This window comes from Microbispora rosea, from assembly GCF_044460045.1.
Classification (GTDB): Bacteria; Actinomycetota; Actinomycetes; order Streptosporangiales; family Streptosporangiaceae; genus Microbispora; species Microbispora rosea.
On record NZ_JBITJO010000003.1, the window covers coordinates 616161 to 633926 of the forward strand.

20 protein-coding genes and 1 pseudogene are annotated in these 17766 nt (G+C 71.0%); 7 read left to right on the forward strand and 14 right to left on the reverse strand.

Translation table 11 applies throughout. From position 1 onward, the window contains the following. Nucleotides 1-50: 50 nt before the first annotated feature. The 4 genes from ACIBK1_RS15115 to ACIBK1_RS15130 all read right to left on the reverse strand — a co-directional run bounded on the left by ACIBK1_RS15115 (nt 51) and on the right by ACIBK1_RS15130 (nt 3989). Nucleotides 51-848: a glycerophosphodiester phosphodiesterase gene (locus ACIBK1_RS15115; RefSeq protein ID WP_030509896.1), complete on the reverse strand. Its 798-nt coding sequence runs from the start codon at nt 846-848 to the stop codon at nt 51-53. 113 nt (nt 849-961) lie between these two features. Beyond that, the gene (locus ACIBK1_RS15120) at nt 962-1258 is read right to left on the reverse strand and encodes an acyl carrier protein (protein ID WP_239105304.1); all 297 of its coding nucleotides are present in this window, start codon (nt 1256-1258) and stop codon (nt 962-964) included. Continuing rightward, nucleotides 1255-2928 carry a fatty acyl-AMP ligase gene (locus tag ACIBK1_RS15125; RefSeq protein ID WP_396735234.1) on the reverse strand — a complete coding sequence of 558 codons (1674 nt, stop codon included), beginning with the start codon at nt 2926-2928 and terminating at the stop codon, nt 1255-1257. The genes ACIBK1_RS15120 and ACIBK1_RS15125 overlap by 4 nt, the downstream gene beginning before the upstream one ends. Next, nucleotides 2925-3989 carry an SDR family oxidoreductase gene (locus ACIBK1_RS15130; RefSeq protein WP_197042763.1) on the reverse strand — a complete coding sequence of 355 codons (1065 nt, stop codon included), beginning with the start codon at nt 3987-3989 and terminating at the stop codon, nt 2925-2927. Before ACIBK1_RS15130 ends, ACIBK1_RS15125 begins: the two co-directional genes overlap by 4 nt. 74 nt (nt 3990-4063) lie before the next feature. On the opposite strand from ACIBK1_RS15130, the gene ACIBK1_RS15135 reads away from it, so the two are divergent. Then, nucleotides 4064-4627 carry an EF-hand domain-containing protein gene (locus ACIBK1_RS15135; protein WP_051762054.1) on the forward strand — a complete coding sequence of 188 codons (564 nt, stop codon included), beginning with the start codon at nt 4064-4066 and terminating at the stop codon, nt 4625-4627. 84 nt (nt 4628-4711) lie between these two features. On the opposite strand, the gene ACIBK1_RS15140 is transcribed toward ACIBK1_RS15135, so the two are convergent. Together ACIBK1_RS15140 and ACIBK1_RS15145 are read right to left on the reverse strand one after the other, a co-directional pair. Beyond that, entirely contained in the window at nt 4712-5263 is a 552-nt protein-coding gene (locus ACIBK1_RS15140; RefSeq protein ID WP_030509891.1) for a TrmH family RNA methyltransferase, read from the reverse strand. Between the two features lie 7 nt (nt 5264-5270). After that, nucleotides 5271-5885 carry a class I SAM-dependent methyltransferase gene (locus ACIBK1_RS15145; RefSeq protein WP_396735239.1) on the reverse strand — a complete coding sequence of 205 codons (615 nt, stop codon included), beginning with the start codon at nt 5883-5885 and terminating at the stop codon, nt 5271-5273. 171 nt (nt 5886-6056) lie between these two features. Between ACIBK1_RS15145 and ACIBK1_RS15150 the strand changes: the two are divergent. The 4 genes and pseudogenes from ACIBK1_RS15150 to ACIBK1_RS15165 all read left to right on the forward strand — a co-directional run. Beyond that, nucleotides 6057-6194, forward strand: a pseudogene (locus tag ACIBK1_RS15150) (sigma factor); the annotation flags it as partial. 2 nt (nt 6195-6196) lie between these two features. Beyond that, a complete protein-coding gene (locus ACIBK1_RS15155; protein WP_396735242.1) occupies nt 6197-6592 on the forward strand; it encodes an RNA polymerase sigma factor in 396 nt (131 codons plus the stop codon). Then, nucleotides 6573-7451 carry a hypothetical protein gene (locus tag ACIBK1_RS15160; protein ID WP_396735245.1) on the forward strand — a complete coding sequence of 293 codons (879 nt, stop codon included), beginning with the start codon at nt 6573-6575 and terminating at the stop codon, nt 7449-7451. The genes ACIBK1_RS15155 and ACIBK1_RS15160 overlap by 20 nt, the downstream gene beginning before the upstream one ends. Nucleotides 7452-7523: 72 nt before the next feature. Further along, nucleotides 7524-8936: a hypothetical protein gene (locus ACIBK1_RS15165; RefSeq protein ID WP_396735248.1), complete on the forward strand. Its 1413-nt coding sequence runs from the start codon at nt 7524-7526 to the stop codon at nt 8934-8936. A 37-nt stretch (nt 8937-8973) separates the two neighbouring features. Here the strand turns inward: ACIBK1_RS15165 and ACIBK1_RS15170 are convergent, their stop codons facing one another. Genes ACIBK1_RS15170 through ACIBK1_RS15180 form a run of 3 tightly spaced genes read right to left on the reverse strand, consistent with a single transcriptional unit; the run spans nt 8974 to nt 11875 of the window. Continuing rightward, on the reverse strand, nt 8974-9921 hold the full coding sequence (locus ACIBK1_RS15170) for a VWA domain-containing protein (RefSeq protein WP_396735251.1): 948 nt from the start codon (nt 9919-9921) through the stop codon (nt 8974-8976). Next, nucleotides 9918-10838, reverse strand: a complete 921-nt coding sequence (locus ACIBK1_RS15175; RefSeq protein ID WP_396735254.1) for a DUF58 domain-containing protein — start codon at nt 10836-10838, stop codon at nt 9918-9920. The genes ACIBK1_RS15170 and ACIBK1_RS15175 overlap by 4 nt, the downstream gene beginning before the upstream one ends. Continuing rightward, entirely contained in the window at nt 10835-11875 is a 1041-nt protein-coding gene (locus ACIBK1_RS15180) for an AAA family ATPase (RefSeq protein WP_030509885.1), read from the reverse strand. Before ACIBK1_RS15180 ends, ACIBK1_RS15175 begins: the two co-directional genes overlap by 4 nt. A 106-nt stretch (nt 11876-11981) precedes the next feature. On the opposite strand from ACIBK1_RS15180, the gene ACIBK1_RS15185 reads away from it, so the two are divergent. Continuing rightward, on the forward strand, nt 11982-12734 hold the full coding sequence (locus ACIBK1_RS15185) for a hypothetical protein (protein WP_081903762.1): 753 nt from the start codon (nt 11982-11984) through the stop codon (nt 12732-12734). A gap of 8 nt (nt 12735-12742) precedes the next feature. Here ACIBK1_RS15185 and ACIBK1_RS15190 read toward each other — a convergent pair whose 3' ends face one another. The 5 genes from ACIBK1_RS15190 to ACIBK1_RS15210 all read right to left on the reverse strand — a co-directional run bounded on the left by ACIBK1_RS15190 (nt 12743) and on the right by ACIBK1_RS15210 (nt 16959). Then, complete coding sequence (locus tag ACIBK1_RS15190; protein WP_396735257.1) at nt 12743-13966, reverse strand: beta-ketoacyl-[acyl-carrier-protein] synthase family protein; 1224 nt, start codon at nt 13964-13966, stop codon at nt 12743-12745. 204 nt (nt 13967-14170) lie between these two features. Next, nucleotides 14171-14554: an MmcQ/YjbR family DNA-binding protein gene (locus ACIBK1_RS15195; RefSeq protein WP_396735260.1), complete on the reverse strand. Its 384-nt coding sequence runs from the start codon at nt 14552-14554 to the stop codon at nt 14171-14173. A 125-nt stretch (nt 14555-14679) separates the two neighbouring features. Next, a complete protein-coding gene (locus ACIBK1_RS15200) occupies nt 14680-15597 on the reverse strand; it encodes an NADP-dependent oxidoreductase (RefSeq protein WP_396735263.1) in 918 nt (305 codons plus the stop codon). A gap of 36 nt (nt 15598-15633) precedes the next feature. Beyond that, entirely contained in the window at nt 15634-16281 is a 648-nt protein-coding gene (locus tag ACIBK1_RS15205) for a nitroreductase family protein (RefSeq protein WP_357315310.1), read from the reverse strand. Nucleotides 16282-16413: 132 nt separating this feature from the next. Further along, the gene (locus ACIBK1_RS15210) at nt 16414-16959 is read right to left on the reverse strand and encodes a carboxymuconolactone decarboxylase family protein (RefSeq protein WP_030509879.1); all 546 of its coding nucleotides are present in this window, start codon (nt 16957-16959) and stop codon (nt 16414-16416) included. A 135-nt stretch (nt 16960-17094) separates the two neighbouring features. On the opposite strand from ACIBK1_RS15210, the gene ACIBK1_RS15215 reads away from it, so the two are divergent. Continuing rightward, on the forward strand, nt 17095-17748 hold the full coding sequence (locus ACIBK1_RS15215) for a TetR/AcrR family transcriptional regulator (RefSeq protein WP_030509878.1): 654 nt from the start codon (nt 17095-17097) through the stop codon (nt 17746-17748). Nucleotides 17749-17766: the final 18 nt, after the last annotated feature.

A 17766-nucleotide genomic window follows, 5' to 3' on the forward strand; every position in this document is an offset into this window, starting at 1 on the left:
TCAGGGGGCAGCGTCAGGGGGTGCGGCTGATCGGACGGGATGGTCCGTGGTCACGGTACGGCCGGGCGGGGGTGCCACTGCCCGCGTGACTTGAGCACGTCGCGCAGGCCGCTGATGTTGTCCGTCATGATCCCGTCGACGCCGAGATCGAGCAGATGGGCCATCGTCACCGGGTCGTTCACCGTCCACACGTGCACCTGCATCCCGATCGCGTGCGCGGTGCGCACGAGGGCACGGGTGGTCACCCGCAGGCCGCGGAACCCGATCGGCGCCTGCGCGCACGGCACGCCCGCCCGGGCCAGCCCGGACAGCAGCCTGCCGTACCCGCCTCCCATCGCGGCCGTACGCAGGGCGGTCAGGCCGCGCGGGCCGAGCGAGAAGCAGACCTCCCGGTCGATCGCCCGCCGGGCGCGGGCCAGCCGGGCCTCGGAGAACGAGGTCAGGCACACGCGGTCGTAGGCGCGGGTGCGGTGGATCGCCCGGGCCAGCGGGGCGATCGCGGCGCTCTCCTTGACGTCGATGTTGAACCGCACGTCCGGCCAGGCGCCGAGCAGGTCCTCCAGCAGCGGGATCTCGTGCCGGCCGCCGATCCTGGCCTCGCGCACCTCGCGGTAGGGCAGCCGCGAGATGCGGCCGGTGCGGTCGGTGACCCGGTCGAGAGTGTGGTCGTGGAACGCGAGCAGGACGCCGTCGGCGGTCGCGTGCGCGTCGGTCTCCAGAAAGGTGTAACCGAGCTCCACCGCCCGGGAGAAGGCGGCCATGGTGTTCTCGCGGGCCTCCGCCGCCCCGCCTCGATGCGCGAAGGCGAGCGGTCCGGGGTGGTCGAGGAACGCGAAACGGCGATGCACGAAAGGAGTATGCCGGGTTCCGGCCACACAGTCAGCGCGCCAAGGTGAACATTTGCGTCACAAGAGTCCCTTGTCATCTTCGGGGTGGAAGTTCCGCTTCACCGTGTCGCGGTTCACTCCGTGTCCGCCGGCCCCCGCGTGGTCGGGTCTCGTGACAGGAGATCGGCCAGATGGGCGGCGATGTCCTCGATCGTGGGGTGATCCCAGGCCAGGGTCGGCTCGACCAGCAGGCCGACCGCCTCCTCCACGTCGACGCACAGGCTGAGCGAATGGATCGAGTCCAGGCCGTACGTGCGGAGCTTCACCGTCGGATCGATCTCCGCGGGTGGCAGCCCGAGATAGGCGGCCACCCGCTCGATGAGCCATCGGCGCAGGTCACCGGGGGACATCGGATCGGAGGCGGCGTTCACGCGACGGTCTCCAGCAGGTCGTTGACCGCGGGTTCCAGTTCGGCGTGCAGTGGGGTGAGGCGTCCGTCGAGGAACAGCTCTCGCATGTGCCGGCGGCGAAGCTTGCCGCTGGTGGTCTGCCGCACCGCGCCACGAGGCACCAGCATCAGGCTCAGCGGGATGCCGAACTCCCGCGTCACCCGATCCATGATCCGCTCGGCCGTCTCGCCGAGGGCCCCCGACTGGCCCCGGCGCACCTCCTGCACGAGGACGACGTGCTCCCGGCCGTCGCCGCGCCGGACGCCGAAGGCGGCGCTGCGCCCCGCGGCCGGGTTGGCCCGCGCCGCGGCCTCCTCCAGATCCTGCGGGTAGAGGTTGCGGCCGTTGACGATGATCACATCCTTGATCCGTCCCGTCACGTAGAGCTGGCCGTCGAGCAGGAACCCCAGGTCACCGGTGCGCAGCCAGCGGCCGTGCGGTGCGGAATCGTCGGCCAGGAAGACGGCGCGGGTCTCCGCCGGGCGGCCCCGGTAGCCGAGGGCGACGCTGGGGCCCGCCACCCAGATCTCCCCGATCTCGCCGTCGGCGACGTTGCCGGAGCCGTCGAGGCCGACGATACGCAGATCGAGACCGGAGACCGGGCCGCACGCGACCAGGGGCGTCCCCTCGGGCGCCGGGACCGCCCGATTCCGTTGCAGCGCGGAGGGGTCGAACCGGCGCACGGTCACGCCCTGCCCCTGCGGCACGCAGGTGACCATCAGGGTGCACTCGGCCAGGCCGTAACCGGGATTCCAGGTGGTCGGCCGGAAGCCGGCGGGAGCGAACCGCCGCTCGAACTCGGCGAGCGTGCCGGCGCGGATCGGCTCGGCTCCGCTGACGGCCATGGTCAGTGTGGACAGGTCCAGGCCGGCGAGTTGCTCGTCGGTGATCCTTCGCGTGCACCAGGCGTATCCGAAGTCCGGCGACACGGTCCAGTCCGCGCCGTACCGGCTGATCAGCTCCAGCCAGCGCACCGGCCGCGCGACGAACGCGGTGGGTGACATGAACACCAGGCCGGTGCCCGCGTGGAGCGCCTGTAGCTGAAGGCCGACCAGGCCCATGTCGTGGTAGTGGGGCAGCCACCCGGCCAGCCGCCGCACCGGCGTGTTCCGCGCCAGCAACCGGAACAGCTCCAGGTTGTGCAGCAGGTTGCCGTGCGAGACCTCGACGCCGCGCGGGTCACTGGTCGAGCCGGAGGTGTACTGCAGGTAGGCGATGGTGGCGTCGGAGAGGGCCGGTGGAGTCCAGGCGTCCGGATCGGCGACCGCGTGATCGGCCACTCGGGCCGAAAGATCGGACAGTTCGGACACGTGTCCGGGATCGGTCAGGACCAGCCGCGCGCCCGCGTCCCGCATCAGTGTCCGTACGCGGCTCGCGTGTGGTGCGCCCGCGTCCGGCAGGGGGGCGGGGATCGCCGGCACCCGGGCGTAGAGGCAGCCGAGGAACGCCACGGTGAAGTCGAGCCCCGCCGGGTAGAGCAGCAGCACCGGCTGGTCGGTCAGGCCGCGTCCGGCGAGCCACACGGCGGTGGCGCGCGCCCGCCGGTCCAGTTCGGCGAAGGTGAGCCGGGCCGTGCCGCCGTCGTCGCGCACGAAGACGAACTCACGGTCGTCGCTGATGCGGCTCCGTATGTGTGTGACGAAGTCGGTCATTCGGGCAACCCCTCCCGTACGTACCAGGAGACGAGCCGGTCGAGGACCGCGGGAGTGACGGCGGGCGGCGCCACCGCGTTCCGCCACGCGAAGTCGTAGCGGTGCCGGAAGTAGGTCGCGGTGTACTTGGCCCGCATGTTGACCAGCGCCTCGAACCGGCCGAAAGGCCTGTCGCGGATCTCTTCGGGTGTGGCGGGAACCAGTTCGATCGGCAACCGGGCGTTGATCACGCCGAACAGGTCGCGCACCGGCACGGTGGCTCCGTTCACCACGTGGGAGACCGGACGCGGCTGGTCGGCGGCGGCGAGCGCGAGCAACCGGGAGACCGTGGTGTCGATAGGGGTCAGATGGAGGTTGGCCTCCGGATGACAGGGGAGGCGGACCCGTTCACCGGGCGTGCGCCGGGCGAAGAAGGCGATCACCCGGAGGAAGTCGTACAGGCCGTAGTCGGTCAGCGCCCGCCCCGTGCCGGAGTGCCCGACCATCACGCCCAGCCGGGCCACCAGGGCGGTGCCCTCGCGGACGGACCGCGACCGCGCCAGCGCGATCTCCGCTAGGCGTTTGGAGTATTCGTAGAAGTTCCGGAACCGGTCCGGCGGAGCCTGCGACGGCCAGTCCTCGGGAACGGGGCCCTCGGTGTCGTCGAGCCCGCACTGATAGGCCGTCCCGACGTGGACGTAGCGCGAGCCGGGACGGGCGTGCCGCTCGTAGGTGGACAGCGCGTTGGCCGATCCCGCCACGTTCACGTTCAGGAGCTCCTCCTCCCGGCGGGGGAAGAAGGTGACGAGCGCGGCGACGTGCCAGTAGACGCAGGGTTCCGCGAAGACCTCGGCGACCGGAAGGCCGAGGTCCGGCTCGTCCAGCGCCAGCCCGCGCACCCGGAGGCGGCCCGCCGGGGCCTCGTCGAAGCCGAGGCACCGCAGCGCGTCCTCGACACGGCGGCGCACCACCTCCGCGGAGGCGCGGGCGAGGGCGATCACCTCCTCGCCCCGGGCCAGCAGTGTGCCGATGAGATGAGAGGCCACGAAGCCGTTGGCGCCGTCGATCACGTGAACCCGCACCACGGCACCTTCCCACAACAGGTAGCGGAAGGTAAAGTCGCGATTGCTCACGGTGACCAATTCAAGGAGGGTGCATGCTCAACGACCTGCAGCAGCGCAAGCTGGCCCATCTGTTCACGCTCCTGGACGTGGACGACGACGGGACCGTCGACAAGATGGACTACACCGCCTCGGCCGACCGGCTGGTGAACGCGTTCGGGTTCGCGCCGGGCTCCACGGAGTCGCGGCGGGTCCGGGACCGGTACGCGAGGCTGTGGGACGAGGTGACCCTGCCCATGGACGCCGACGGGGACGAGCGCGTCGAGCTGAAGGAGTTCACGGACGGGTTCCGTCGGTTCGTCACCCAGCCCGAGGCGGGCTACCACACCCATGTCGCGCCGGTCGCCGACGCCTTCTACGACCTGATGGACACCGACGGAGACGGCAGGATCACCCGGACCGAGTACCTGCGGATGGCCGAGAGCGCCTTCCGCATGTCGGAGGCGAACGCCGCCGTCGCGTTCGAGCGTCTCGACCTCGACGGCAACGGCTCACTGAGCAGGCAGGAGCTGCACGTGGCCAACGAGCAGTTCTTCCGCAGTCCCGACCCCGAGAGCCGCGGCAACTGGCTGTTCGGTCCGCTCCCCACGCTGGGCTGACCGTCGTACGGCCCCTGAGGGCTCGCGGCCGGCGCGGGCCGCGGGCCCTCGCCGCTTGCTTGGCCTCCCGGGGGTGGACGTGGGCTACCCGGCGGGCGACGCCCACTCCTGCCGCCTGGCCTCCGCCATCGCGATGGCCGCGGCGACCGCCACGTTGACCGATCCGACCCTGCCGACCTGCGGGATGTAGGCCACCGAGTCGGCCGCCTCCAGGCAGGCGGGGGAGCAGCCGTGGTCCTCGCTGCCGAGCACCAGGCAGACATCGCCGCCGAGCTTGGCCTCGTGCAGGGGAACGGCATCGCCGGTCAGCTCGACCGCGACCACCCGGAAGCCGTCTTCCCTCGCGGCGCGTACGGCCTCGGCCACCGGGACCGGCTCGTGCCACTCGAGCAGCCGGTCGGTGCCGAGCGCGGTCTTCTGGGCCTTCGGGTTGGTGGGCGGGGTGGCGTTGCCGGCCAGCCAGACCGTCTCCGCGCCGAAGGCGGCGGCCGTACGGAAGATCGATCCGATGTTGAAGGGCCCGGTCACCGATTCGAGGATCAGCGCGAGACGGCCCTCGGTGTTGCGGCGCCAGGTGCGGTTGAGCCGCTTGACGTCGGTCGGCTTGAGCTGCCTGCGCGGGTTGGGAGTGCTCATCGGGCGGTCATCGCTCCTGAATCTCGGCGGGACGGGCGTCGACCCGCAGCACCCGGTAGGCGGACCGGGAGGCCAGCCGTGAGGTGGGCCGGCCCTGGTCGCTCAGCCAGCGCTGCAGGGAGTCGGAGCCCAGATGCTTCTGCACGACCAGGTAGGCGCTGCCGTCGGGGGTGAGCCGGTCGAGCCACCGGGTGAGCATCTCGTGGAGCGCGGTCTTGCCGATCCGGATGGCCGGGTTCGACCAGATGGCCCGGAACCTGACGTCCTCGGGTATCTCGTCGGCATGAACCGACCTTACTTTGTCAAGGCCGGCGCTCTTGGCGTTCCGCGCACACAGCTCCACCGAGCGCCGGTTCACGTCGACGGCCCACACCGTGGCCTTCGGCGCCCGCGAGGCCATCGTCAGCGCGATGGGCCCGTAGCCGCAGCCGAGGTCGAGCAGGTCGCCCTCGGCCGGTGGCGGCGGCACGGTCTCCAGCAGCACCCGCGTCCCCGGGTCGATGCGTTCGGGGGAGAACACGCCGCGGTCGGTCTCCAGCCGCAGGTGCAGATCCGGGAGGACCAGCGCGACCGAACCGGGCCGGCTGGCCGCCTGGGGACTCTCCTCGAAGTAATGGGCCACGTGCCCAAACGTACCAACGCCGGAGACCGGTGATCTCCGCGCCCGCGAGGACCAGGGAGCAGGCTGAAACACTTCCGGCCTTCCGGACACGTACGAGATGACGGAGAAAGCGGTGAAGGAGGAGTGTCGGTGGCCCGCTCGGACCTGAGGCGTCGTTTCGAGGAGATCTATATGGCGCATTACGCGGATCTCCTCGCATATGTGCGGCGCCGCACCGAATCCCCCGAGGACGCCGCGGACGCTCTCGCCGAGACCTTCGCCACGGCATGGCGCCGCATCGCCGACGTCCCTCCCGGCCCGTCGGCGCGATTATGGCTGTACGGCGTGGCCCGGCGGGTGCTGGCCAACGGCCGCAGGGCCGCGACCCGAAGGAGCGCGCTCGTGGAGCGGCTCGGCGCGGAGCTCGGCCATGGGGCGAGCACGATTGGACACCGGATCGCGAGGATCTCGACGCCGTACGCGCGGCGTTCCGGCGCCTCGGCCCCGACGACCGTGAGGTGCTGGCGCTGGTGAGCTGGGAAGGGCTGGGATCGGCGGAGATCGCCACGGTGCTGGGCTGTTCGCGCGGAGCCGCCCGCCTTCGGCTGCACCGGGCCCGCAAGCGTCTCGCCGGGGAGCTGAGCTCCGCGGGGGTGGACGTGGCCCGCGTTTGGCGCGGATGCCGGCGCTGGCGGGAGGGGAGGCGTGATGACCTGCGACCGCGATGACCTGCACCGGCTCGTTGCCCGAATCGCCCCGGACCCAGGCCCGGGGATGACGCCGGCCGCCCTGGAACTGCTGGAGGAGATCGTCTCCGGCCCGGCTCCGGCGTCCCGCCGGCCGCGTGTGGCGAGGGCCGTCGCCGGCGCCGCCCGGAGCATCGCGCGCAGCCCTCGTCTGGTGCCCGTGATCGTCTCGCTCGCCGCCGTCCTGCTCGCCGTGGGCTGGCTCGTGCCCGGGGCGGCCGGCCTCGGTCCCACGCCCGCCGCGGCGGCGCTCGACATCAGGCGGGAGGGCGACCACTACGTCGTCATGGTGCGGGACCTGTTCGCCGCTCCCGCGTCGTACCAGCGGGAACTGCGTCAGCGTGGCCTTGACGTGGACGTGCGACTCGTGCCGATGGCGGCGGCCTCTGCGGGACGTGCGCTCTACTTCGACGGCACCCGGGACTTCAGCGCGATCAGGCCGATCGAGGCGCCGGGCGAGTGCGTGCGAATGGCGGGCTGCCCGATCGGCTTCCGAATCCCGGTCGGTTTCCGCGGGCACGCCACCGTGCTGATCGGCCGCGCCGCGCGGCCCGGGGAGCGCTACGGCGTCCTGGAGGCCATCGACATGGAGGGCCAGCCGTTCCACTGCGTGGATTACGTCAACAAGACCGTCGCCGAGGTCCTGCCCCTGCTGCGGGAACGCGGTCTGCGGGCGGAGTTCACCTCCTACGCCACCAAGGGACCCAGGCCGTCCGCTCCCGCCGATTGGTACGTCTACGAGGGGGTCATGGTCGCCGACGGACAGGCGCTCATGCTCGTCAACCCCACTCCGAACCCCCAGCCGCGCCCCAGGGACGCCTTCTGCACTGAACGCCCGTAAAGCCACGGCGTCCGTGAGACCCCGGTCGGGTGTGCGCCCGGCCGGATCTCCCCCTCAACGAATGGGTTCGTCATGGCCGCATACGCTCGTGTCCTGCTCCCGGTGCTCGCCGGGATGAGACACCACCGGGCCTTCACGGTCGCGCTCGTCGCCGCGGCCGTGCTCAGGATGGTCACCATGCTCGGCTACCCGCCGGCCCGGCTCTATTGGTACGACTCGTTCGCCTACCTGCGCAATGCCGTTCACCTGCAGCCGGAGCAGGGATTCCACCCGATCGGATACCCCCTGCTGCTGCGCGCCCTGCTGCCCTTCCACAGCGTCGAGGTGGTCGTCGCCGTGCAGCACGCGATGGGCCTCGCGACCGGCGTGGTCGTCTACGCGGCGCTGCGCGGCAGGGGATCGCCCGGCTGGGCCGCCGTGGCCGCCTCGGCGCCGGGGCTGTTCGACGCGTCGTTTCTCCGGCTGGAGCACGCCGTGGTGTCCGACACGTTGTTCATCCTGTTGGTCGTCACCGCCACGGCCCTGCTGGTCCGCCGGCCGGTGCCGTCCGCGCGTGCCGCCGCGACCGCCGGCCTGCTGCTCGCGGGCGCCGCCCTCACCCGGACGATCGCGCTGCCACTGATCCTGCTCGTCCTGCTGGTGCTTGCCGTCCGCCGCGTCCCCTGGCGCCGGCCGGCCGTGCTCGCCCTGACCGGGTTACTGCCGGTCGCCGCGTACGCGGCGTGGTACGGCGGGGTCCACGGCCGGATCGGCGTCAGCGGCACGGACGGCGTGGCGTTGTGGGCCCGGTCGATGACCTTCGCGGACTGCGCGGTCATCCGCCCTCCTCGGGATCTCGCGCCACTGTGTCCGAACGGGACCGTCCTCGACGCCGCGGGGGAGTACGTGTGGGCGAAGGAGTCCTCCCTCAACCGGCTTCCCGGCGGACACGTCGCGCTCAACGACCGGGCACGCGCCTTCGCGCTGCGCGCCGTCGCCGCCCAGCCGCTGGACTACCTGCGCGACGTGGTGAAGGACACCGCGCTCGCGTTCGCCTGGACCCCCGTCGCCCACCCGGCGCGCACCGTCCCCGCGTTCGGCTTCGCACTCGGCACCTGGCCGCTGCCCGCCGATCAGCCGCTCGCCGACCAGGTGAGACGTGAGTACGACCCGGATCTCACGGGCATGCGCTCGGTCCGGCCGTACGCTGACCTGCTGATCGCCTACCAGTACGCGGCCTACCTGCGCGGGCCGTTGCTGGCCGCCGTCCTGCTGCTGGGTTTGACGGGGGCGCTGCGGCGACCGCGGCGGCAGGCGGCGCTGCCGTGGGCGGTCGCCGTGACGCTGCTGGTCGCGCCGGTGGCCGTGCTCGACTTCGACCACCGTTATGTGCTTCCCGTCGTGCCCGTGGCGTGCCTGGCGGCCGGGCTGGCCTTCGCCCGGGCTCCTCGGCGGGAGGAGGCGGACAAGGTCGGTGAGCTGCCCCGCGAGGCGCCGGTGGGCTGAACACAGCGCGGTCGGGGGATGGGGTGAGGGGATGCGGTCAGGGGATGCGGGCGCCCAGCAGCATCGCCGCGACGGCGGCCAGCAGGCCCGCGACGATCGCCGCGACGAGGAACCGCTGGGTGATCTCCTGGTGCACGACCTTGTAGCCGAGCGAGGTGCCGATCTGCGCGTACACGTCGTGCAGTTCGCTGCCCGACTCCGCGGTGTACGCCCGGCCCCCGGTGCCGTCCGACAACGACTTCAGTGTGGCCTTGTTCACCGGCACCTGCACCGCCCGGTTGTCGATCGACACCGTGCCGTCGGGCGTGCCGTACGCGATCGTGGACACCGGCACCTTGGCGCCGACCGACGCCTCGATGGCATCGTTGACCGAACGCCCGGAGGTGTTGTCGCCGTCCGACAGCAGCACGATCGCGGACGGGGGCGGATCGGTGACCGCCCGCTGGTCGAACGATCTGATCGAGTCGAGCGAGTTGAACACGGCCTCGCCGATCGCCGTGCCGGGCCGCGTGGTCAGGCTGGAGATCGCGGTGTTCACGGCCGCGTGGTCGGTGGTGGGGGAGATGACGACGGCGGCCGATCTGGCGAAGGCCACCACGCCGACGTTGAACCGCTCGGGCAGGTCTTTCACGAACTGCTGGGCCGCCTGCTTGGCCGCGACGAGCCGGGTGGGCGGGACGTCCGCGGACTCCATCGACAGCGACACGTCCACGGCGACCATGATGGTGGCGCGGTCGCGGGGCACCCTCACCTCGCCCGCGGGCCGGGCCGCGCCGAGGACCAGCAGGCTCATCATGACGAGGAACAGCACGGCGGGCACGTGCCTCCGCCAGGTGGGCCGCTCCGGCGCCACCAGCGACAGCAGCGCGAGGTTCGTGAAGCGCACGGTGTAGCGGCGGCGCGCGAACTGCGCCGCGACGTACGCCGCGACCAGCGTGGCGATCAGGACGAACAGCCAGAGCCACCCGGGGGCGAGGAAGGTCATGCGCCCGCCTTCCTGTTCGCGGCCCGGCGCAGCAGGTGGGAGGCCCGCCGCTGGCGCAGCACGAACTCGGCGATGTCGAACACCCAGTCGCGGTCGGTGCGCAGCACCAGGTGGGCGGCCCCGGCCCGGCGCAGCGCCGCCCGGGTCTCCTGCCGTTGCTCCGCCGCGGCCTCGGCGTACCGCTCCCTCAGCGTCTGGGACAGGTGGACGCCGCGCGAGCGCCCGGTCTCGGGGTCGGCGAGGTTGACGAACCCGACGTCGGGCAGTTCCAGCTCGCGGGGATCGATGATCTCCACGGCGAGCACCTGGTGCCGCGCGGCCAGGCGGCGCAGCGGCGGCTCCCAGGAGTCGGGCGAGTCGAGGAAGTCGGAGACGATCACCCGCAGCCCGCGCTTGCGGTGCGCCGTCGCCATCATCTCCAGAGCCTCCCCGAGATCCACCGCGCCCTGCGCGGGCGGCGCGCTGAGCAGCGAGTGCAGCAGAGCGTACAGCCGGGGCCGGCCCGGCTTGGCCGGGAAGCGGTGTACGTCGTCCCCGTACAGGATGTAGGAGCCGAACCGGTCGCCCACCCGGCCGGCGAGGATCCCGATCGCCCCGACGGCGCTGACGACCAGATCGCGCTTGGACATGTCGGCCGTGCCGAACTCCATGCTGGCCGACAGGTCGGCCACCGCCCAGGTCTCCAGCTCCCGGTCCGCGATCAGGTCGCGCACGTGCGGCACGGTCGTGCGCGCCGTCACCGCCCAGTCCATGCGGCGCACGTCGTCCTCGCCGGGCACGTACACGCGGGTGTCGCCCTGCTCGCTGCCGGGCCCGGGGATCAGCCCCTGGTGGCGGCCCTGCAGCAGCCCGTCGAGCCGCCGCACCACCGTCAGCTCCAGCCGGCGCAGCGCCTGGTCGGGGTTCGCCCCGCTCATCGCATGCCCTGGTTCCACACGACGAGAGGCGGCGGCACCGCCTGCAGGACCCGGCGTACGACGTCGTCGGGGTCCACCTCGTCGGCCAGCGCGTCGAAGGTGAGCATCAGCCGGTGCGACATGACGTCGACCGCGACGTCGCGGACGTCGTCGGGCAGCAGGTAGTCGCGCCCGCGCAGCAGGGCCAGGGCCCGCCCGGCGGCGATCAGGCCCAGCGTCGCCCGGGGGCTCACCCCGATCTCGATCGTGTCCTGCAGGTCGGCCAGACCGTAGTCCGCCGGGGTGCGGGTGGCCATGACCAGCCGTACGACGTAGTCGGCCACGAGCTGGTGGACCGAGATCTCCTCGGCCATGTCCTGCAGCCGCACCAGCGTGGCCGGATCGAGCACCGGCCTGGGCACGGGCGGCCGCACGCTCATCCGCTGCAGGATCTCCAGCTCCTCGTGCGCGCTCGGGTGGGACACGCGCACCTTGAACAGGAACCGGTCGCGCTGCACCTCGGGCAGCGGGTAGACGCCCTCCGACTCGATCGGGTTCTGTGTGGCAAGCACGATGAACGGCCGGGGCAGCGGGTGGGTGCGTCCCGCGAGCGTCACCTGCCGCTCGGCCATCACCTCCAGCAGGGCCGACTGCACCTTCGCCGGAGCGCGGTTGATCTCGTCGGCGAGCAGGAAGTTGACGAACACCGGCCCGAGCTCGACGTCGAACCGCTCGGAGCTGGGGTGGTAGACGCGGGTGCCGACGATGTCACTGGGCACCAGGTCGGGGGTGAACTGGATGCGGGCGAACGTGCCGCCCACGACGGTGGCCAGCGTCGAGGCGGCCAGCGTCTTGGCGACCCCCGGGACGCCTTCGAGCAGGCAGTGTCCCCGGGCGAGCAGCGCCACCAGCAGCCGCTCGACCATGTGCTCCTGCCCGACGATCACCCGCCGGACCTCGGCCAGCGACTCCCGCAGGGCGTCCAGCCGGGCTTCGCCCTCCTGCTCTGTCACGCCCTCGCCGGGCTCCGGGTCACTGCGTTCATCGGCAACGGTCATGCTCGTTATTCAATCGTGACTCGGCTGGAGAATCCATTTCTCTCCCATTTGCCCGTCCCGGCGCGTGCCACACCCCCTGCCGTGCCCGTGTGTTTTGATGTGGAGGATGGTGACTCCGCTGCAGTACGGCGACCCGCCCCACGTGGGGCCGTTCGCGCTGCAGGCACGTCTGCAGACGGCCCCGGCCGGGCTCGTCTACCTGGGCCAGGCGCCCGACGGCCGGGTGGTGTCGGTGGCCGTCCTGTCCAGCGGCGCCGCCCTCGACGCCGCCGCCAGGGACCGGTTCGTCACCGCGATCAGGGATGCGCAGGGCCGGACGGGCGTACGCGGGTGGGGCGCCTCCCTGGTCGACCGGGTGCGCGGCCGGGTCCCGCCCGACACGCCTCCCGTCCTGGCGATGCAGGGCGGCCCCGCGCCCTGGGTGGCCGTGCCGTACATGCCGAACGGCCCGGGGGCGGAGCGGTTCCTCGACCCGGTCCCCGTGTCCGGCACGTTGATCGGGCAGCGGCACGGGCCCGACTTCGCGCACTACTGGCTGGGCGACCGCACTCCCGCGCTGCCCGCCCCGCCCGCGCCGCCCCCGCCGCCGGTGGCCACCCGGCGCGCGGTCGTGCTCGCCTCGACGCTGCTGGCCACGCTCGTGCTCGCGCTGCTGCTGGTCACCTGGATGATGCTGTTCCGCGGCGAGGACGAGCCGGAGCCGCCCCGGCCGCTGCCGAACACGCAGTTCGTGCCCACCCCGCCGCCCGAGCCCGCCTCGCCCGAGCCGCAGCAGCCCACTCCCGGCCCGTCCGGCAGCGGGGACGGCAGCCAGAGCCCCTGGCCGGACGACCTCTTCGACGGCCGCGGCCCCATCTGACGCGGCCGTCAGACGCTGGTGAACACCAGGGACGCGTTGTGGCCGCCGAAGCCGAAGGAGTTCACCAGCCCGGCCGTCCAGCGTCCGGTGCGCGGCGCGCCGGCCACCAGGTCGAGCTTCACCTCCGGGTCCGGGTCGTCGAGGTTGCGGATCGCGGGGATCATCCCGTCGCGAAGGCCGAGGACGGTGGCGATCGCGGCCAGCGACCCGGCCGCGCCGCACAGGTGACCGGTCATCGACTTGATCGCGGTGACCGCCGGGTGCGTGCCGATCGCCTCGGCGATCGACGCGTTCTCGGTCAGGTCGCCCGTGGGGGTCGAGGTGGCGTGGGCGTTCACGTAGCCCACGTCGAGCGCGTCCAGACCGGCGTCGGCCAGGGCGAGCCGCATCGCGCGCGCCTGTCCCGCCGCGTCGGCGGCGGTGATGTGGTGGGCGTCGGAGGTGACCCCGGCGCCGGCGAGAGCGGCGTGGACCCGGGCGCCGCGGGCGGCGGCGAACTCCTCGCGTTCCAGCACCACCAGCGCGGCCCCCTCGCCCAGCACGAAGCCGTCGCGTCCCGTGTCGAACGGCCGCGACGCCTCCTGCGGCGCGTCGTTGCGCGGGGAAACGGCCTTGGCCTGGGCGAACCCGGCGAGGGTCAGCGGGTGCACGCACGCCTCCGCACCGCCCGCGATCACCACGTCGGCGCGTCCGAGCCTGATGAGGTCGAGGCCCATCGCGATCGCCTCGGCGCCGGTGGCGCACGCGCTCACCGGCGTATGCGCGCCTCCGCGCGCCCCGAGCTCGATGCTGACCACCGCCGCAGGTCCGTTGGGCATCAGCATCGGCACCGTGTAGGGCGAGATCCTGCGCGGCCCGGACCTTTCGAGGATCTCGTTCTGCGTCAGCGTGGTCAGGACGCCGCCGACCCCTGTGCCGATCACCACGGCGAGGCGCTCGGGCTCGACGCCGGGCGCCCCCGCGTCCGCCCACGCCTCCCGCGCGGCGACCAGCGCCGCCTGCTGGCAGCGGTCGAGCCGCCGCGCCGCCACCCGGCCCAGCACCTCGGCGGGGTCCACCGGCAGCCGGCCGGCGATCCGCACGGGCAGATCCCCGGCCCAGTCCTCCTCGATCAGGCGGATGCCGGACCGTCCCTCCAGCAGGCCCGCCCAGGTGCCGGCCACGTCCCCGGCCAGCGGCGTGGTGGCGCCCAGCCCGGTGACCGACACCCGCGCCCTGATCCCGTCTCCCATCGACGACCCCCTCTTCTCTGATGGCCGCACCGATTCGTCCCGCATGGCGGGCGAATCGCGCCGGATATTTCCGGTTCCCACGCTGCCGCAGTGCCCGCACCCCCGGCAGGCGTGACGATCGACCAAAAAGCCGCGGAAGATTTGTCGGTGCCGTGCTGCCCGCCGTGCCGGCTCAGGCCATGCGGCCACCTGCCGGCCTCGTGCTCAGGCGCGGCGGCCGTAGGTACGCGGATCCACGGGCTGCTCGGACTTGGGAAGCCCGCCGACCACGAGACGGTAGGAGTCGATCACGAGCTCCTTCACCAGCTTCTCGTCGATGGTGCCCCCGCCTTCCAGCGTGATCCAGTGCCTCTTGTTCATGTGATAGCCGGGAGTGATGTCTGCGTACTGCTCACGCAGGGCTGCGGCGTCGTCCGGATCGGCTTTCAGGATCACGACGGGGCGCCCTGGCATGTCGGTCATGAGCATGAAGACCTTGCCGCGCACCTTGTAGCGGTGCCAGTCGGGGCCGGAATCACGCTCCAGCTCGGCGCCGGGCAGTCCCACAGTGCAGTCGCCCGCGATCTTCTGCAGCTCCTGTCCATCCAAGGTGATCAACTCCTCTATCGATCCGAGTGCCCTGACCGCCCGGTCAAGGCCAATGTGGCGTCCTCCGCATGGCCGCCACGAACGGCGGCGGATGACCCGCCAGTCGGACTGCGGCCATCGGCTCCCTACGGGCGTATGCGGATGACTGTCTTTCCACTGCGTCGGGTGGTCGGGTTAAGGGCATCCATGGCATCGTCGAAGCTCGCGACGTCACCGATGTTCGTCCGCAGCCGCCGGTCCCGCACCCGCTGCACGATCTCGCCCAGTTCGGCACGATCGGCCTCGACAACGAAGTCCACCGCCAGGCCGTCAGCGGGCCGCGCCTCGACCGGACCGACGACGGACACCAGCATTCCTCCGGCCTTGATCAGGGCGGCGGACCGCTTCTGAATGTCGCCGCCGATGACATCGAAGACCAGATCGACGCCTCCGACGTCTTCCAGCGCGTCGTTCTCGAGGGCGAGGAACTCGTGCGCGCCGAAGTCGAGTGCCTTCTCACGGTCGGCGGCGCGTCCGGTGCCGATGACGTATGCGCCCGCCTCCCGGGCGAGCTGGGTCACCATCGTCCCGACCGCCCCGGCTGCGCCATGGGCGAGGACGGTCTGGCCGGCCTGAAGACGGCCGTGCTGGAACAGCCCCTGCCACGCGGTCAGACCCGAGATCGGCAGGGACGCGCCGACTGTGAAGTCGACGTCGCCGGGCAGCGGTGCGAGGTTGCGTGCTTCGATCGCCACATACTCCGCAAGGGTGCCGTCGCGGTGCCAGTCGGCGAGGCCGAACACCCGCTGCCCGACCGACAGCCCCGTCGTGCCGTAGCCGAGGGCGGCGACCACTCCGGCCAGCTCGTGGCCGGGGATCGAGGGTGTCCTGTCACGGCCGGCGCGATCGGTCCAGGTCGATGGCCACTCCATCTCAGTCGGGACGAAGCCCGATGCGTGAATCTGAACGATGACATCGTTGATCGCTGCGGACGGCTCGGGCCGCTCCGTCAGCGTCATCCCTGCCGTTCCCGCGGCCTGGTCGGTTACCACAATGGCTTTCATTGAGATTGCCCCCTTCCTCGTATGCGTCGTGGGTTTTCAGATGAAGGTGAACAGCCGGTCGGCGTCGAATCGCGAGATCGGGTTGGTGTACACCTTCCCGGGGTCGGGGTAGCCGAGGGCCAGCAGCACCGTCGTGCTGTGTCCGGTCTCGCGGATCTTGAACGCCTTGTCGACACTGGCCGGGTCGAACCCTTCCAGCGGCGTGGCCTCGACGCCGAGCTCGGCGGCCGCCATCATGGTCAGGCCCACCGCCATGTAGGTCTGCTTCTCCATCCAGTGGTTCAGGTCCTTGTAGCCGTAGTTGCGCAGGTCGAGGAAGTCTCGGGTCATCGATTCCCACAGCTCCTGCTTCGACGGGTCAGGGAACCGGCCGTCGGCCCTCTCCTTCGTGAACACCGCATCGAGGTGGCTGTCAGGCACATCTGCCCGGGTGGTGAGGATGATGGTGTGCGACGCGTTCAGGATCTTCTCGGCGTTGTCCTGGAATCGTTCGCCCAGGTTGGCCGCGAGCCGTTCTTTGCCTTCGGGCGTGGCGAGGACGTAGAAGTGGTTGGGCTGTACGTTCACCGATGACGGCGTGGAGCGCAGGAACCTCAGCAGCTGCTGAAGGGTTTCCTCCGGAATGGTCTTGCTGGGGTCGAAATACCTGGTGAGGTGCTTGTTCATGAGCTTGTCAAGATTCATGTCAATCTGCCTGCTTCTTATATGAGTGCGTTAGGAGCGGTGGTCGGCGTGATTCGAGCTAGTTCGTGCCGTGGGAGACAGTGACGGATCGAGCGGCTCAGTACGCCGCCTCGACGAGGACCCGAACGCTCATCACGGCGTACCGACCGGGCTGACGGCGGGGATGTCGATGTCGGTCTGGTTGACGTTGTTGATGAAGTTGGTCAGCAGGACCTGCACCGCCACCGTGACGATCGCCAGGATCTGCGGGTCGGTGTATCCCGCACCTCGCACGGCCGCCAGGTCGGCGTCGCTCACCTGACCGCGGCTGTCCACCAGCCGCTGAGCGAAACGGGCGACCGCGGCGCGCTTGGGATCGATCGAGCTCCCGGCGCGGGCCAAGTGGATGTCATCGCTCGACATGCCACCGAGTTCGGACGATACGTACGTGTGCACCGCCAGGCAGTAATCGCAACCGTTCGCCTGCGACACGGCGAGCGCGATGGTGTGCCGCGTCTTGGCGTCCAGAACCCGGCTCAAGGTGCCCTGCAGTGTCATGACGACGTCGAGGACGGTCGGGTTCGACGCGAGAGTCGCGAACATGTTCGGGACGAAGCCGAACTGTGCGCCGACGTTGTCGAGGATGCCCTTCACTCCGTCGGGGACGTCGTCAGAAGAGGGGACGTTCAGTCGTGACATGGCGAATCAGCCTCCGGTGAGTGGTCGTCTTCAGCTTGGGATGCGCTTGAGATTTTTTGGGCTTGTCAGCCCACTTCTTGAGTGAACACTGCCAGAGACTGGGCTGTCAAGCCCAATTTAGGTATCCTCTGAAGCATGAAACCCACCGCAGGAGCACGGGAGCCCCACAAGCTCACCGACAAGGGACAGGCAACGCGGGCCCGCATCCTGGAGCACGCCGCGGAGCTCATCTACGCCAAGGGCGTCCACGCGACGAAAAACGAACAGCTCCGCCGCGCCGCCGGCGTCAGCGGATCGCAGCTCAACCACTACTTCCCGACCAAGGAGAGTCTCGTCCTGGCCGTGATCGCCTGGCAGGCCGAGCGCGTTCTCACGTTCCACCGCGGCGAGCGGTTCACCTGCTTCGACAACCTCGACGCGTTTCGGGAGTGGGCGGATTTCTACGTCCGCTACGAGCGTGCCTACCAGGAAGGCTGCAGCCTCGGCTCCCTGGCGAGCGAGATCATCAAGACGGACCTCGACGTGCACGACGAGCTCGCGAGTGCGTTCGACCAGTGGAGGGGCATCTTCCGCGATGGAATCGAGCGCATGCAGCGACTCGGCCGCATCAGCGCTGAGGCGGATCCCACGCAGCTGGCCAATCTGCTCCTTGCCGCCTTCCAGGGCGGCATGCTCCTCGCCCAGGTCGCGCGGGACATCGCTCCGCTGAAAGACGCGTTGCAGGCAGCCATCGACTACGTGCAGACCTTCGCGACGTCTCTCGACGCCGGTGTACTCCAAGCTCGGTAGCCGCTTCCACGTGTATGG